General features: G+C 55.5%; 15 protein-coding genes. 4 read left to right on the top strand and 11 right to left on the bottom strand.

Annotated elements, in window-relative coordinates; all coding sequences use genetic code 11:
* Positions 1-267: 267 nt before the first annotated feature.
* The 8 genes from ypfH to dapA all read right to left on the bottom strand — a co-directional run bounded on the left by ypfH (position 268) and on the right by dapA (position 7,837).
* Complete coding sequence (gene ypfH, locus J5069_RS17115; protein WP_264645089.1) at positions 268-885, bottom strand: esterase; 618 nt, start codon at positions 883-885, stop codon at positions 268-270.
* 181 nt (positions 886-1,066) lie between these two features.
* On the bottom strand, positions 1,067-1,471 hold the full coding sequence (locus J5069_RS17110; RefSeq protein WP_264644999.1) for an NUDIX hydrolase: 405 nt from the start codon (positions 1,469-1,471) through the stop codon (positions 1,067-1,069).
* Positions 1,472-1,474: 3 nt separating this feature from the next.
* A complete protein-coding gene (locus J5069_RS17105) occupies positions 1,475-2,059 on the bottom strand; it encodes a TIGR00730 family Rossman fold protein (protein ID WP_264645088.1) in 585 nt (194 codons plus the stop codon).
* A gap of 64 nt (positions 2,060-2,123) precedes the next feature.
* Positions 2,124-4,205: a tRNA(Met) cytidine acetyltransferase TmcA gene (locus J5069_RS17100; protein ID WP_264644998.1), complete on the bottom strand. Its 2,082-nt coding sequence runs from the start codon at positions 4,203-4,205 to the stop codon at positions 2,124-2,126.
* A gap of 13 nt (positions 4,206-4,218) precedes the next feature.
* Positions 4,219-4,671, bottom strand: coding sequence for a DUF441 domain-containing protein (locus tag J5069_RS17095; protein ID WP_222159962.1), 453 nt, complete (start codon positions 4,669-4,671; stop codon positions 4,219-4,221).
* Between the two features lie 192 nt (positions 4,672-4,863).
* Positions 4,864-5,577, bottom strand: a complete 714-nt coding sequence (gene purC, locus J5069_RS17090) for a phosphoribosylaminoimidazolesuccinocarboxamide synthase (protein WP_264624180.1) — start codon at positions 5,575-5,577, stop codon at positions 4,864-4,866.
* A 327-nt stretch (positions 5,578-5,904) separates the two neighbouring features.
* Positions 5,905-6,942, bottom strand: a complete 1,038-nt coding sequence (bamC, locus tag J5069_RS17085; protein ID WP_264644997.1) for an outer membrane protein assembly factor BamC — start codon at positions 6,940-6,942, stop codon at positions 5,905-5,907.
* Between the two features lie 16 nt (positions 6,943-6,958).
* Entirely contained in the window at positions 6,959-7,837 is an 879-nt protein-coding gene (gene dapA / locus J5069_RS17080; protein WP_264644996.1) for a 4-hydroxy-tetrahydrodipicolinate synthase, read from the bottom strand.
* 187 nt (positions 7,838-8,024) lie between these two features.
* Between dapA and J5069_RS17075 the strand changes: the two genes are divergently transcribed.
* From J5069_RS17075 to arsC, 4 genes are all read left to right on the top strand, one after another.
* Entirely contained in the window at positions 8,025-8,630 is a 606-nt protein-coding gene (locus tag J5069_RS17075; RefSeq protein WP_222159958.1) for a glycine cleavage system transcriptional repressor, read from the top strand.
* Between the two features lie 2 nt (positions 8,631-8,632).
* A complete protein-coding gene (gene bcp / locus J5069_RS17070; protein ID WP_264644995.1) occupies positions 8,633-9,100 on the top strand; it encodes a thioredoxin-dependent thiol peroxidase in 468 nt (155 codons plus the stop codon).
* A gap of 321 nt (positions 9,101-9,421) precedes the next feature.
* Positions 9,422-10,837 (top strand): tetratricopeptide repeat protein, encoded by a 1,416-nt coding sequence (locus J5069_RS17065; RefSeq protein ID WP_264645087.1) that lies wholly within the window; start codon positions 9,422-9,424, stop codon positions 10,835-10,837.
* A 145-nt stretch (positions 10,838-10,982) separates the two neighbouring features.
* Entirely contained in the window at positions 10,983-11,339 is a 357-nt protein-coding gene (gene arsC / locus J5069_RS17060) for an arsenate reductase (glutaredoxin) (RefSeq protein WP_264644994.1), read from the top strand.
* Here arsC and hda read toward each other — a convergent pair.
* The 3 genes from hda to uraA all read right to left on the bottom strand — a co-directional run bounded on the left by hda (position 11,334) and on the right by uraA (position 15,015).
* The gene (gene hda, locus J5069_RS17055) at positions 11,334-12,041 is read right to left on the bottom strand and encodes a DnaA inactivator Hda (RefSeq protein ID WP_264644993.1); all 708 of its coding nucleotides are present in this window, start codon (positions 12,039-12,041) and stop codon (positions 11,334-11,336) included. The genes arsC and hda overlap by 6 nt on opposite strands.
* A gap of 131 nt (positions 12,042-12,172) precedes the next feature.
* A complete protein-coding gene (locus J5069_RS17050) occupies positions 12,173-13,642 on the bottom strand; it encodes a tetratricopeptide repeat protein (RefSeq protein WP_264644992.1) in 1,470 nt (489 codons plus the stop codon).
* A gap of 74 nt (positions 13,643-13,716) precedes the next feature.
* Positions 13,717-15,015: a uracil permease gene (gene uraA / locus J5069_RS17045; RefSeq protein WP_264644991.1), complete on the bottom strand. Its 1,299-nt coding sequence runs from the start codon at positions 15,013-15,015 to the stop codon at positions 13,717-13,719.
* Between the last annotated feature and the right edge of the window lie 19 nt (positions 15,016-15,034).

The following is a 15,034-nucleotide window of genomic DNA, read 5'->3' as shown; positions in this document are numbered from 1 at the left end:
AACCGGCGTTAAATAGGCCAGCGACGCGAATACATTTGGGTATAGCGGGAAAAACGTCAGACATTATGGTGTGTGTAGTGCAATCACATCGTCTGCCATTCAACGTTATTTAAATATGGAAAAATTCACTTTTTATATGGACAGGAAAACTACTCGACATGATTTTGGCGCGATATCTCATTCAGTGCGGGGCGAAAATAGCGAGAAAGGGCAAAGAAAAATAAAGGCGATTCATGGGTAGAACCGCCTTACCAGCAAGGTGAGTGGTTATGCCAGATAACCCAGCGCCCGTTGCAGCATCAGACCGTCAATCGAGTGGCCGACACCGGCAATCATATCGAGTGAATGCGCACTGCCCAACGCGTGCAGGCACTGAGCGGCAGCCTGTGCGTGCGCAGGCAAAATCACGCTGTCCTGCTCGCCGTGGATAAAATGCACCACCGCTGGCGTCAATGCAGATTCCGGCAACGAGGCAAAACGGCCGCTAAACGCGATAACCGTACCGGCAATGGCCGGGTCCGCCTTGAGCGCTTCCAGCGACATGATGGTCCCCTGCGAAAACCCAACCAGCACGGTATGTGCAGCGTCAACCCCAACCTTCTCCTGCCACTGGCGCACGGTTGACAGGAACCCCGGTATCGCCGCATCAACGCGCGCCTGACGGTTCTCTTCGGTCACCCCTTGCACGGAGAACCACTGACGCCCGGCGCCCCATTCGGTGCTTTCAGGCCCATTGAGGCTGACAACACAGGCATCCGTCAAGGCATCAGCAAAATAACGCCCTAACGCCGCCATGCCGTTGGCACTGTCGCCAACGCCGTGAAACAGCAGGACCAGACGTTGCGCCCGCTCCGGTTGTTGTACTGTAATTGCATCGCTCATGATATGTCCCGTTTTGTCGTGGTATTCCAGCATGATACCCCTGCGGCTATCACGTGCTATCGGGATTTATTGAACAAGTCATTCCATTATTTCCAATGACCCGCCCTAACCGCTTTCACCCCATAGGCCGGAACGAAACAGGGAAATACCAGGCTGACGCGGCGGTCAGCCTGTCACCCTGGCCTCAAAACGCGGCGGCGAGGGGCAATAATTGCTGCTCAGTCAAAGGGGCAAGGCACAGCGCCGTCGGCGCTTTTGGGTTGACCCAGACAACTTCGGCGATTTCAGCCGCCGGTGTCACGCTACTCACCCCCTGCACACGGTACACGTCAGCTTCAACAACATACCCAGGCTCATTAACCGCCCGATCGGAAAAATGGCCAAGATACGTCAGATCCGCTATCGCAACCTGTATCGACAGCTCTTCTTTCAGTTCGCGCACCAGCGCCTGCTCTGCCGTTTCACCGGGTTCCATTTTCCCCCCCGGCTGCATAAACGCGGTGGTGCCCTGCTTGCGCACCAACAGACAGGCCCCCGTCGCGTCGGTAATCACGGCAGCGGCGATGCGGATCACACAGGACGTCTCCATCGCTCACCCTACCTGACGAAACGCGGGCGTCCACTTGTGCGGCGGCGGCGTATAGGCAGCGAAAACGCGCAGAAGATCCTCAATGCTGTCAGAAAACGTGAGCATATCGGCATAGGGTTGCTTCATAAACCCCTGGCTGACCATAGTGTCGTTCATGGTTTTCAGCGGGTCAAAATAGCCATTAACATTGAGAAACGCGCAGGGTTTGTCATGAATCCCCAACTGCGCCCAGGTCCACTGCTCGAAAATCTCTTCCAGCGTCCCCGGACCGCCCGGCATCGCGATAAAACCATCAGCAATCTGCGCCATTTTGGCTTTACGCTCATGCATGTTTTCAACCACATGCAGCGTGGTCAGACCCGGATGAGAAAGCTCTTGATCGGCCAACAGACGCGGCATGACACCAATCACCTCGCCGCCCTGCGCCAACGCCGCATCCGCGACCGCGCCCATCAATCCCACACGGCCACCGCCGTAAACAATGGCGATACCGGCCTGCGCCAGGGTTTTGCCCGTCACACGCGCCGCATCAATAAAGGCGGTGTCACTTCCCGCACTCGAACCGCAAAAAATTCCCATCACCATGATATGTCTCTCTTCTCCATGTCGATTACCTACCTATGCCGGCAAACATCTCCATTCCACCAGGCATTTAGTTATTCAGCCGGAAACCACCCGGTTGCGTCCAGCGTTGCCAACGCGCGCAGGCCGCTGCATCAAGCTCGGCCAGTGCCTGAGCCGTCTCCTCACGCCAGCGTTGTAACAGCGCTTTTTTACCGCTTAATGAAAACGATGTCACACCCCGCTCGGGATCGTGCGGGTACGCATTGAGCTCACGCAATGCGGGCAGCGGCAAACCCGAGCGCGCCAGCAGACGTGTCAACGCGGCAAAGGTCGGCTCCATGCCGCGATGCGCAAAAGCAAATCCGGCCAGACTGCACCATTCGGCGTCTTCGAGTTTATCTGGATCCGGTATGGTCTGCGCCAACGGCAGTGCCAAAGGGATAATGCGGCGCAAGGCAGGCCACGCCTGAGCGAGACGCCGTTCGGCACGCGTGACCAGTTGCCGACCGTGCTCGCTGATAGGCAAAATCGCCATCGCACTATAGCAGCCACTGCTCGCCTCGCGGTGGCTGCCAATGCGCACCAGCCGAAACCCGCACGCTTGCCAGAATGCCCACAGTTCGGGCTGATAGCCGAAGCTGACCGACAAAAAATCAATGCCGTCATCGCTCGCGATGTCCCGTTGTGCGGCAATCAGTGCATGACCAATGCGGCTGCGCCGCTGTTGCGCGACAACCGCGATACGGCTGATACGCCGCGAGCGTAAACAGGGAGCTTGCCACTCATCACCGTGTGCCGCCAATGATTGTGCCACCAGATTGCCGCGCGGGCGACGGCGGCCCGCCCACACCTCATGCGCTAACGCTGACGACAGGCCACCTTCATCAACCCACCAGGCCACGCCGCACAGTGCGTCGCCCCGCTGGGCACCGTAAAGATGCATGCCGGGCGCATCCAACAACCGTCGCAAATCCAGCGGCGAGGTGCGGTAATGCGCGCTGCACAATAAGGCATAATACGAATGCAAACCGGCCGGTTCGCTCAACCACGCCGCCGCCAGAGGTTTGGTGATAACAGTGGGTAATCTCGCTGTCTCCGGATTCAGGATATCGGCAGCGGTAAACGCGTCTCGAAAAAGCAGAGCCTGATCCAGAAAACGCTCCAGCGGATCGTTCGCGGCCCAGCGCAGCGGTTGATCCAACGTCAGCATCTCGCACTGCGGCAGCAAGGCGCAAAATTTCAGCAGAAAACCACGCCCGGTCCCTTCATACCCTTGCACCGTAGTGAGCATTAACACCCGAGGGAAATGGCTTACCAGCGCCTGCAACACCGACGTCGGGATCGCCGCCGCCTCATCAATCAACAGCCAGTCGAGCGGCGGCACAGATGACGATTGGCAAAGCGCCAGCAAGGCATCCGGAGACCAAAAGGGCAATGCTGCATCACTGGATTGTAGCAACTGGGCCGCCGTGTCGCGGGAAGGCGCTGTCACCCAACAGACACCGCTACACTGCGCGGCCAGCATCCCCGCTAACGTCGATTTACCGCGCCCACGCGCGGCGGTAATCACATAGACACCCGGTGCCGCAGCCTGTAGCCGGGTCAGCAGTGCCTGCTGCTGTGGCGTTGGGTCACCGCTGGCAGGGTGCCACGGTGCACGGGGGGACAGCGCTTTTATTGCGCCATCTTCTCCCTGTCGCCACAGGGTTATCTCTTCGTCCGCCAGCAACTGTTGCTGAAAATGCCTAATAAAATTTGGCGTAGCTATCGCCTGCGGCTGCTCACTCCAGCGCAGACTATCAGCATCGGGCCGTTGTGCCCACGCTTGCCAGGGCGGGACCAGCAGCAGTAGCCAACTGCCCGCACGCAAGGTGCCAGCAACGATCGCCAGCGCTTCCACATCCAGCCCGATGCGGGCATCAAACACGGCATGCTGATACTCCTGCCCCAGCAGCCTTCGCGCCTTGCTAACGGGTATGCTGTCCGGCTGTGCACCGCCCAACCAAAGCCAATCCCCCAGCGTCTGGCGGCACAGCGCTTGCGCCTGCGTTTGCACCCAGTGCGATTCACCGCTGAGGACCAGCAGGCGACGTGCGCCAACATGCCTCAGCAGCGCAGGAGCGCCGTTCGCATCAGCACCGAGCAGGTTTGGGGTGATGAGCTCAGACATGCCAATGCCGTTCTCAGGATTTGCCAATCAATAGCGAGAGCAGACCTGCCGCAATCAGCGGACCTACCGGCACGCCACGGAACAACGCCACACCGGCCACGGTGCCAATCAGCAATCCCGACACCACGGAAGGCTGATTGCTCATCAGAGAAACACCGCGACCACCGAGCCAGGAAACCGCAACGCCCACCGCAATCGCTACCAGCGATTTCCAGTTGAGGAACGCTTGAAAGAAGTCATGGGCGCTGATTTTCCCACTGGCAATCGGGGCCATCACGCCGATAGTCAGAATCAGTATCCCGATGCTCAGTCCATATTTTTCCACCAGCGGGAAATAGCCGTTGAGCGGCGTCAAGCGCACCGCCAGCAGCGCCAACATCGCCCAGGTGACCGTCATGTTGTGGCTGATAATACCCAGTCCCGCCAGGCCAAGCAGGATCAGAAGCGTGGGATCGAAAGAAGTCATGAGGAAGGGGGTTCCTGCTATGCTGGAGTCAAGATATCGGTTTCATTCAAGACTCAGATGATAGCACTGTTTTGGCACGGCCCATTAGCCTAATACCCCTATTGGTACGGGTAAACTGTCATTCTCCGCTTAGCGCAGAGAATGACAGGCAACGGCACGCGCGTTACGCTTAACACGAAAACGATTGCGCGGTTAGTCTAATTTTACGCCAAGACGGTGTGCAACTTCTTCATAGGCTTCAATCAAACCACCCAGACTTTGACGGAAACGGTCTTTGTCCATCTTGTTCAGGGTTTGCTTGTCCCACAGGCGGCTGCCGTCCGGAGAGAACTCATCACCCAGCACCACTTCACCTTTGAACAATCCGAATTCCAGTTTGAAATCCACCAGAATCAGGCCCGCGTCATCAAACAGCTTGCTCAGCACCTCGTTGGCTTTGTAGCTCAGTGCTTTCATGCGTGCCAGGTGGGTTTCATTCACCCAACCGAAGGTTTTGCAGTAAGACTCATTCACCATCGGGTCGTGCAAGGCGTCATTTTTCAGGAACAGGTCAAACAGCGGCGGGTTCAGGGTAATGCCCTCTTCCACACCCAGGCGTTTCACCAGTGAACCGGCAGCACGGTTACGCACCACGCACTCTACCGGTACCATCTCCAGCTTTTTCACCAGCACTTCGTTGTCGGACAGCAACTTGACCATTTGCGTCGGGATGCCCGCTTCTTCCAGTTTGCTCATGATGAAATGGTTGAACTTGTTGTTCACCATGCCTTTACGATCAAACTGTTCAATGCGCGCGCCATCACCGGCTGACGTATCATTGCGAAACTCCAGCACCAGCAGATCGGGATCTTCAGTGGTGTAGACCGTTTTCGCTTTTCCGCGATACAACTCAGCTAGCTTTTGCATCTTTTATTACTCCACACAGTTGTGGGCCACCGACCACGGGCCCGATGATTTAATACTGATATACCCGTCATACTTCACGTTGCAGGTGCGTTGGTTGCGCTCGTTATTCGGCCCATCCCTGGGCCTCACCTCTAGCGAGGCCGCCGCAAGCGGCGTTCAAATCTGCTCCCGGCAGATTTGTCACCCGAATCACTTACCTGAGTAAGCTCATCGGACTCCTTCGCTTGCCGCCTTCCTGCAACGCGAATTATTTAGGGTATAAATAACAAAATTACCGGCATTCGCCGGGCCGAATAAAGAAGGGCCGGATGTAACCGGCCCTTGCTGTTAGTGGCTGAGCGCCGCCTGGAAGACGGCGACAAGCGCGTCGTTTTTCGACTGGCTGAGCGTATGCCCTTTCGCGTCGATAAACTGCAACGTACTGCGGTTACCCAGATCGCCAACCTGCAATTTGTAATCGCCGTTGGTCAATTCAGGGTCTTTCGCCCCCAGACGTTCCCAGGCGCTGCTGCCCGGTGCTTTGTAGGTCAGCGCGATAGAGCCTTGTGGACGGCTACGATCGTTGACCTTCATGCCGACTTTTTCCAGCGCGGCAGGAAGACGATCCCAGACCACCGAATAAGGGCCACGCACCACCAGCAACGGCAGACCGCTGTCATCGGCACCGCTCAGCACGTCCAGCGTACCAACCGCGCGATTGACCTGTGCATTTTCACGCGCAGCCGCCTGTTTTTCCAATGCCTCTGACAGGGTATTGGCCATCAGACTGGTGTAACGTTGCACCTGAAGCGTTTCTGCCACCGGCGTGTTTTGCACTTCGAGGCCGAGCAGTTTCACCACAACTGCGACCTGATACCCTTGAGGTTGCACGGAGATCTGATAACGCGCACGGTACGGCACACTTTCATCGTCACGCGGCCAGAAGATCCAATCGGTGGTCAGCGTCTGCGTAGCATCCTGACGGCTGGCAATCACATAGCCCTTGTCCTGAACGATTTGCACCACCTGCGGCCACAGACGGTTCGCCTGCGCGCTGTTTTCGATCAGCAAGGTGGCTGTATCACCCGAAATTTGCGTGCGCGATCCGCTTAACAACGCCAATGGCTGGAGAGGAGGACGAATATCTAACGCTTTACCCAGTTCACCGGTTGATGCGGCTGCCGGGATCTCGTAATCCCCATTCTGCACCGGAAGGATCATTCCCGCCGGTGCCACTAACGTCCTCGGTTGCGGCGCTTTCAAATAGGATTCGTCGCCGCTGACCTGACGTTTGTGACGCTGATCGCTAGAACACGCTGCTAACAGCATAACCAGCGACAAACCAACCACTTTTGCCACCATGGACTTTTGCACTAAAGAAGTCATCAAATCTCCCTAAGGGTTACTGCAAACCAGCTTGCTTCAATGCGCGCTCCATCACTGCCCGACCGGCGTCAGTCAGCGGCGTCATCGGCAAGCGAAGCGTATCGGTCGCCATCAATCCTAATGCCTTGCATGCCCATTTCACCGGGATCGGATTAGGTTCAACAAATAATTTCTGATGCAGTGGCATCAGGCGCTGATTCAAACGGCGCGCCGCAGCGAAATCACCTTGCGCCGCCAGTGCGCACAGCTGTGCCATTTCCCGTGCCGCGATGTTCGCCGTCACGGAAATCACGCCGCGACCACCGAGTTGCATAAAATCCAGGCTGCTGGCGTCATCACCGCTCAGCAAAATGAATTTATCATCAACCAACTCTTGGATCTGACTCACACGGCTTAAGTTCCCGGTAGCTTCCTTCACCGCAACAATATTTTTTACTTCGGAAAGGCGGGCGATGGTTTCCGGCAGCATGTCGCAACCGGTACGCGACGGTACGTTATACAGAATCTGCGGTAAATCGGTGTGTTCAGCGATCGCTTTAAAATGCTGGAACAACCCTTCTTGCGTCGGGCGGTTGTAGTAAGGGGTTACCGTCAGGCAGCCCACCACGCCAGTACCGTGAAAACGTTTGGTGAGAGAGATGGCTTCCGACGTCGCATTGGCACCCGTTCCGGCTATCACCGGGATACGTCCGTCTGCCAGTTCCAGCGTCATCATCACCACATCGCCGTGTTCATCGTGGCTCAAGGTGGCGGACTCTCCGGTGGTTCCGACGGACACTATCCCCGCAGTTCCGCTAGCAACATGATAATCAACAAGTTTTTTTAAGCTCGCACGATCGACGGCTCCGTTGTCGTCCATCGGCGTAACCAGTGCAACAATACTTCCCGTAAACATTCGCCATCCCCTCCAAAAACAAGTTCTTCATGGTACTTTTGACTTCACTGCAAAAGCAAGCGCGCAACCGCGTTGTCGGCGTCTGACATGCGGTTTTTTTCTTTCTGCATGCCGCGACTGACGACGGCGCGGGAAAACGCACCCAGAACACACTCAAAATTGCCCCAGACAATTTTTTGTGTTTACCATGTTACTCTCAACCCGATGCAGAGGAAGCAAGATTTTGCCGAGCCAACAAGAACACTCTCTGGTTATCACCGCCCTCGGCGTCGACCGCCCTGGGATTGTGAACGCCATCACACGTCACGTCAGTAGCTGTGGCTGTAACATTGAAGATAGTCGTCTTGCGATGCTGGGCAAAGAGTTCACGTTCATCATGCTGCTGTCGGGAAGCTGGAACGCCATTACGCTTATCGAATCCACGCTGCCGCTCAAAGGGGCGGAAATGGAATTATTGATCGTGATGAAGCGCACCGAGTCTCAGGCTCGCCCACCAATGCCCTCGACGGTATGGGTCAAAGTTGAACTGGCGGATTCACCGCATATCATTGAACGCTTTACCGCCCTGTTTGACGCCCATCACATGAACATTGCGGAGCTGGTTTCAAAAACACAGCCCGCTACCAGTGGACATCCGTCAACGTTATATATTCAAATCACCGCACACAGCCCTGAAACGCTTAATGGCGCAATTATTGAGCCAGCCTTTCATCAGCTATGTACAGAACTGCACGCACAAGGCAGTATTAGCGTCGTGAACTATCCACAGCATGAAGAGAAAGATGGAGAGTAGTGATGAACACACTGAAAGCCGGTGATACCGCACCGAAATTTAGCTTGCCCGACCAGGATGGCGAACAAGTAAATTTAACCGACTTCCAGGGACAAAAAGTGTTGGTCTATTTTTACCCTAAAGCGATGACGCCGGGATGTACCGTGCAAGCCTGCGGTTTGCGCGACAACATGGACGATCTGAAGAAACATGGCGTGGAAGTGCTGGGTATCAGCACCGACAAACCGGAAAAACTGTCTCGCTTTGCGGAAAAAGAGCTGCTGAACTTTACGTTGTTGTCCGACGAAGATCATCAGATCTCACAAGCCTTCGGCGTGTGGGGCGAAAAGACGTTTATGGGAAAAACCTACGACGGTATTCACCGCATCAGCTTTTTGATTGGTGAAGACGGTAACGTGGCGCATGTGTTCGATGATTTCAAAACCAGCGATCACCACGATATCGTGCTGAACTATCTGAAAAGCGCCTGACCGCGCGTCAGGTATCCACCGGCACCGTTAGGGTGTCGGTGTTTTTGCATTGCCCTGATTCACACTGCGCGCATTCTTGTGCTTGCTGTTTTTTGCACGGCGCGCTTTTATGCTGCACTTTTCCCGCATTCCACTTTGCATGCTCCCTCCGCGCTGGCTAAGATAGGCGCTAATCGCTTTTACCGTGCAGTCGAGAAGGTCCCACTCATGGTCTTCAATTGGTTAGGTGCTGAACGTCCTCGCATTACCGCTCCGGCAGGCAAGACGTTTCTGCGTGGATTCAGAGTAAAGAAAACCCTGACTGCGTTGCTGTTCGGCGCAATGCTGAGCAGCGTCGCGGCGCCGGTGGCTGCGGATATGCAGGATCAGCTTCCTGATATTGGCACCACTGCGGGCGGTACGCTCAGTATCAATCAAGAAATTGCCATGGGTGATTTCTACCTCAGGCAAATGCGCGGCGGTGCGCCGCTGATTGACGATCCGCTGCTGGTACAATACATCAACCAACTGGGCCAGCGCTTAGTCAAAAGCGCCAACTCGGTGCGCACGCCTTTTCACTTCTTCATCATTCGCAACGATGAGCTGAACGCCTTCGCCTTCTTCGGCGGCAACGTGGTTATCCATTCAGCCTTGTTCCGCTACGCGGAAAACGAAAGCGAACTGGCCTCGGTGCTGGCGCATGAAATTTCGCACGTCACCCAACGCCATCTGGCGCGCGCCATGGAATCACAGCAGCGCAGCGCCCCGCTCACCTGGGTAGGTGCATTGGGTTCCATTCTGCTGGCAATGGCAAATCCGCAGGTGGGGATGGCAGCCCTGAGCGGCACCTTGGCGGGCGCGCAGCAGGGAATTATCAGCTTCACCCAGTCCAACGAACAGGAAGCCGATCGCATTGGCCTACAGGTGTTGCAGCGTGCCGGGTTCGATCCGCAGGCGATGCCTAACTTTATGCAAAAATTGGCCGACCAATCACGCTACGCCACCAAGCCGCCGGAGATGCTGCTGACACACCCATTACCGGAGAGCCGCCTGGCCGATGCCCGCAACCGCGCCAACCAGATGCGTCCAGCCCCCACCCAGTCCTCTCAGGATTTTCTGTTTGCCAAGATGCGCGCACTGTCTATGTACAGTACCGCCTATAAGGCCACCGCAGATGAAACCATTGATAACTGGCTAAAAGGCAATGTGCGCGAGCAGCTTGCCGCACAGTATGGCAAAGCGGTGCGTGCCTATGAAGAGAAGAAATATGACGATGCCCGCGCCGTGCTTCAGCCACTGCTGGATAAAACCCCGGACAGCCCCTGGTTTCTCGATCTGATGACGGATATCGATCTGGCGCAAAACAAAGCCGCACAGGCCATCGCCCGGTTACAAAAAGCGCCGGGAGCCCAAAACAACCCGGTACTGCAATTGAACCTGGCTAACGCCTATGTCACGGGCGGTCAGGCCGCGGCAGCCAGCCGCCTGCTCTACCGTTATACCTACGCCAATCCGGGCGATCCCAACGGCTGGTCGCTGCTGGCGCAGGCCTCCGCCGCACAGGGCATGCGCGCCGAAGAGCTTGCCGCGCGCGGAGAGGAGTTGGCGCTATCCGGAAAACTGGATCAGGCCATCGGTCTGTTCAGCAATGCCAGCTCGCTGAGTAAACTCGGCAGTCTGGAGCAGGCACGCTATGATGCCCGCATTGACCAGTTACGCCAGTTACAGCAACGCTTCCGTCAGTTTGAAAAATCCTGATATACCCTAAATAATTCGAGTTACAGGAAGGCGGCAAGCGAATGAATCCCGATGAGCTTACTCAGGTAAGTGATTCGGGTGAATGAGTGCAGCCAACGCACCTGCAACTTGAAGTATGACGGGTATAAACAGCAAGGAACAGTCCATGTCACATGATATCGTTATTTATCACAACCCGCGCTGCTCCAAGAGCCGTGAAACGCTGGCGCTGTTGCAGCAACACGGCGTTACGCCGCGCGTGGTGCTGTATCTGGATACGCCACCGGATGCCGCACAGATTCGTCAACTGTTATCACAGTTGGGCTTTAGCAGCGCACGTGAATTAATGCGCCAGAAAGAAGCGTTGTACCGCGAATTGAACCTGTCGGATTCGACGTTGAGTGAAACACAGCTGATTGCTGCACTGGTTGAGCATCCCACGCTGATTGAGCGCCCAATCGTGGCCAATGGTGAACGGGCACGTATCGGCCGTCCACCGGAGCAGGTGCTGGCGCTGTTATAGCCCCAGGATCTCTTTGACGAAGGGGATAGTCAGTTTACGCTGGGCGGTAATGGAGGCGTGATCGAGTTGGTCGAGCGTCATAAACAGCGTGCGCATTTCACGATCGAGTCGCTTCAACAAAAAGCGGCTCACATCTTCCGGCAGCTCAAAGCCGCGCAGGCGAGCACGTAACTGCAACGCCTCACCTTTTTCTTCATCGGAGAGCGGCTGCAATTTATAAATCTGTCCCCAATCCAGACGGGATGCCAAATCAGGCAGATGCAAATTAAGCTGGCGCGGTGGGCGATCGCCGGTGATCAACAGCCGGGTGTGCCCCCCTTCCTGAATGCGGTTATAGAGGTTGAACATCGCCATTTCCCAGACATCATCGCCTGCAATGGATTCGATATTGTCGATACAGACCAGCGCGAGCTGCTCCATGCCGTCCAAAACTTCAGGCACAAAATAAGCGCGTTTATCTAACGGCACATAGCCCGCCGCATCGCCCTGACGCGATAACGCTGCGCAGGCAGCATGCAGCAGATGGCTGCGCCCTCCCCCTTCTCGCGACCAGAAGTAAATATAGCTACCGTGCTCTTGCTGCAACACGTTGTGAAGGGCGGCCAGAAGTGACACGTTTTCTCCCGGATAGAAACTGGCGAAGGTTTCGTCATCAGGCAAAGAAAGTGGCAGTGAAAGCTGTGCCGGCGTGTTCAGAAGCACCTCATGTTCAATTCGGCAGGAAAACGGACTGAGTTTACCACAGAAAGCGAGCCCTGTTGATAGCGCATCAACCGGGCTGTTTTTCTAAAAACCGCTGTAATTTTCAGGAGAATTGTCTCAAGGCAATCGTCTTACCCGGCATTTTTGACATACGGCTTGATAATCCCGGTCGCCAGCAGCTCTTTTTCCTGCCCGTTGATGCGCGCCGTGGCGGAATCAATTTGGAATGTCACGTCACCAGGCTGGCAAAAGTCTTTGGTTTTTTGTGGAACCAGCTCGGCGGAACGAAAAGAGCTGTATTCCCGGCCGTACAGCGTTTCATTCATGGTATTCATGCCAAAGGGGGCAAACGCCAACGTATATTGTCCACTGGCACCCTCGCGGTTTCTTAGCGTGACGACGACGCGCAAATTAGCCACTTCAGCAAGTTTGTTGGTATCAACGATAAAATGATTTTCACATTTCAATGCACCACCGTTGCCACCGAGAAAGGTCGATTCGTTTTTCAATACCAATGAGGGCAAGGTTTGGCGATTTTCTTCACGCTCACGCTTATCGTTGACGCAGTGCGCCGTATAGCTGGCTTTTGTTTCGTCAGTGCGCCCCCGGTCGCGATACTCCCAAGCCTTCTGGCAATCGCTCGTCACACCCTGACCGTTGTAATAGATCCAGGCGAGGTATTTTGCCGCCCGCGATACGCCTTTGTCATAGGCCTGGGTAAACAGCGTGCGCGCCTTGTCATAATCAACGTCAATCTCTTCACCGGTGTAATACATTTCCCCCAAATTGATCATGGCATCCTTATTGCCCTGCTGCGCGGCACGTTCAAACCAGGTGACAGCGTCTTGCGCAGCAACATCTACACCCCAGCGTCCTTCGCGATAGGCCAGGCCAAGAAGATTCTGCGAGTCCGCCTCTCCGCCCTCTGCCGCGCGGCGAAACCAGCGCATCGCCTCAATATCTTTCTCTTTGATCGAGGAGTAACCGAAATTATAAAAATGCCCGACGTAGAAATTTACTTTGGGATCGCCCTGCTGTGCCCAACGCTTTGCCAGCCGTAACGTGTCGCTTTTACTCAAACCAAGGCGGCTGAATATCCGCCGTGTTTCCGCATCGGCGGTATTTAAATAGCGGGAAACATATTTCAGGATCGGTGCGCGCATCTCTGCATCGGTTTCAGCCTTGGCTTTGGCTTCATAAATGGTGTGCCCAAGCGACTTGGCCGTTTCGATATCAATATCCGCAGCATTAATCTTTGCCAGCAATTGGCCGGCACGGACGTTATCCTGCGGCACGCCGACGCCATATTGATAAAAATACCCGGCGTTATAACAACCATAATCGCCACCCAGCGCACAGGCCTGCTGATAATAGTCGATCGCCTGTTGGGTATTTTTGGGAACGGAAACGCCAAACTCATAAACAAACCCCAGCACAGCGAGTGCATGAGGATCCTGACGTTTAGCCAAATCGGTGAGGGCGGTCAGCGCAGTGGTATCTTGCTGTTCGAGGCGATCGTAGAGCCTGTCGGCGTCATCAGCGTCTTGAGCAAAAGCGGAACAAGAAAGGCCCAGTAACAACGCCAACGTTGTTTTCTTCATGATTAACAATCCTTTGTGATGTTTTTCTGTTTCCGGGGATAATACCATCCCCGGAAACCTGAGCAATGCTCAGTTTATGACGCGCGCGAGGTCTCCTCGGCGTTATCTTCGGCATCCAGCACCACTTCTTCGCTTCTGAAACGGTTGATCAGCGCGAACAGCAGGCTCAGTGCAATACCCACCACGGTGGCTAACGCCATGCCTTTCAATTCGGCAGCACCCAGATGCACTTTCGCACCGCTCACCCCGATGATCAGGATAACCGAGGTCAGAATCAGGTTTTGCGCTTTGTTGTAATCCACTTTGGACTCGATAAGCACACGAATACCGGAAGCACCAATCACGCCGTACAGCAGCAGAGAAACGCCGCCCATAACCGGCACGGGTACCGCTTGAATCGCTGCCGCCAGTTTGCCCACGCAGGAGAGCAGAATGGCAAGGATTGCTGCACCGCCGATCACCCAGGTGCTGTAGACCTTGGTGATAGCCAGCACACCAATGTTTTCACCGTAAGTGGTATTCGGGGTTGAACCGAAGAAACCGGAGATCATGGTAGAAAGGCCGTTGGCAAACATCGAACGGTGCAAGCCAGGATCGCGCATCAGATCTTTTTTCACGATATTGGCGGTAACCACCAGGTGACCCACGTGTTCTGCAATCACTACCAGCGCGGCAGGCAGGATAGTCAGAATGGCAAACCATTCAAAGCGCGGCGTATAGAAGGTTGGCAGTGCAAACCAGTGAGCCTGTGCGATGGGGGCGAAATCTACCACGCCCATGGCAAACGATAAGCCATAACCCACCAGCACGCCGATCAGAATCGGGATGATGGCCAGAAAACCGCGGAACAGTACCGAGCCCAGAACGGTAACGCCCAAGGTCACCAACGAAATAATCACGGTTTTGCTATCGACAGACGCACCATCCGCAGGCAGCAGACCGGCCATGCCCGCCGCAACGCTCGCCAGTTCCAGACCGATGACCGCAACAATTGCCCCCATCGCCGCCGGTGGGAAAATCACATCCAGCCAACCGGTGCCAGCGCGTTGCACAATCAGCGATACCAGGCAGAACAGCACGCCGCACATGATAAAACCGCCCAGCGCCACTTCATAGCCCAGCGGCAGCAGCAACAGTACCGGAGAAATAAAGGCAAAGCTGGAACCCAGGTACGCCGGGATCTTGCCCTTACAGATAAACAGATACAGCAGTGTGCCAATGCCGTTGAACAGCAGCACGGTCGCGGGGTTGATTTTGAACAGAATCGGCACCAACACCGTCGCGCCGAACATGGCAAACAGGTGCTGGAAGCTCAGCGGGATGGTTTGTAGCAAGGGGGGTCGTTCACTCACCCCGATGGCGCGACGAGTCATCGTTTATATCCTCTGTAAA

The sequence above is a fragment of the Candidatus Symbiopectobacterium sp. NZEC127 genome, from assembly GCF_025962675.1.
Lineage (GTDB): Bacteria > Pseudomonadota > Gammaproteobacteria > Enterobacterales > Enterobacteriaceae > Symbiopectobacterium.
Note: the sequence above shows the minus strand (reverse complement) of the source record. Positions and strands in the feature narration are given on the sequence as shown.

Bases quoted from the DNA above. Each gene is read 5' to 3' on its own strand.
- J5069_RS17065 (WP_264645087.1), top strand. From the start codon at position 9,422: ATGCTGAGCAGCGTCGCGGCGCCGGTGGCTGCGGATATGCAGGATCAG.
- arsC (WP_264644994.1), top strand. From the start codon at position 10,983: ATGTCACATGATATCGTTATTTATCACAACCCGCGCTGCTCCAAGAGC.
- uraA (WP_264644991.1), bottom strand. From the start codon at position 15,015: ATGACTCGTCGCGCCATCGGGGTGAGTGAACGACCCCCCTTGCTACAA.
- bamC (WP_264644997.1), bottom strand. From the start codon at position 6,942: ATGACTTCTTTAGTGCAAAAGTCCATGGTGGCAAAAGTGGTTGGTTTG.
- J5069_RS17075 (WP_222159958.1), top strand. From the start codon at position 8,025: ATGTTACTCTCAACCCGATGCAGAGGAAGCAAGATTTTGCCGAGCCAA.
- J5069_RS17100 (WP_264644998.1), bottom strand. From the start codon at position 4,205: ATGTCTGAGCTCATCACCCCAAACCTGCTCGGTGCTGATGCGAACGGC.
- bcp (WP_264644995.1), top strand. From the start codon at position 8,633: ATGAACACACTGAAAGCCGGTGATACCGCACCGAAATTTAGCTTGCCC.
- purC (WP_264624180.1), bottom strand. From the start codon at position 5,577: ATGCAAAAGCTAGCTGAGTTGTATCGCGGAAAAGCGAAAACGGTCTAC.
- J5069_RS17095 (WP_222159962.1), bottom strand. From the start codon at position 4,671: ATGACTTCTTTCGATCCCACGCTTCTGATCCTGCTTGGCCTGGCGGGA.
- J5069_RS17110 (WP_264644999.1), bottom strand. From the start codon at position 1,471: ATGGAGACGTCCTGTGTGATCCGCATCGCCGCTGCCGTGATTACCGAC.
- J5069_RS17050 (WP_264644992.1), bottom strand. From the start codon at position 13,642: ATGAAGAAAACAACGTTGGCGTTGTTACTGGGCCTTTCTTGTTCCGCT.
- dapA (WP_264644996.1), bottom strand. From the start codon at position 7,837: ATGTTTACGGGAAGTATTGTTGCACTGGTTACGCCGATGGACGACAAC.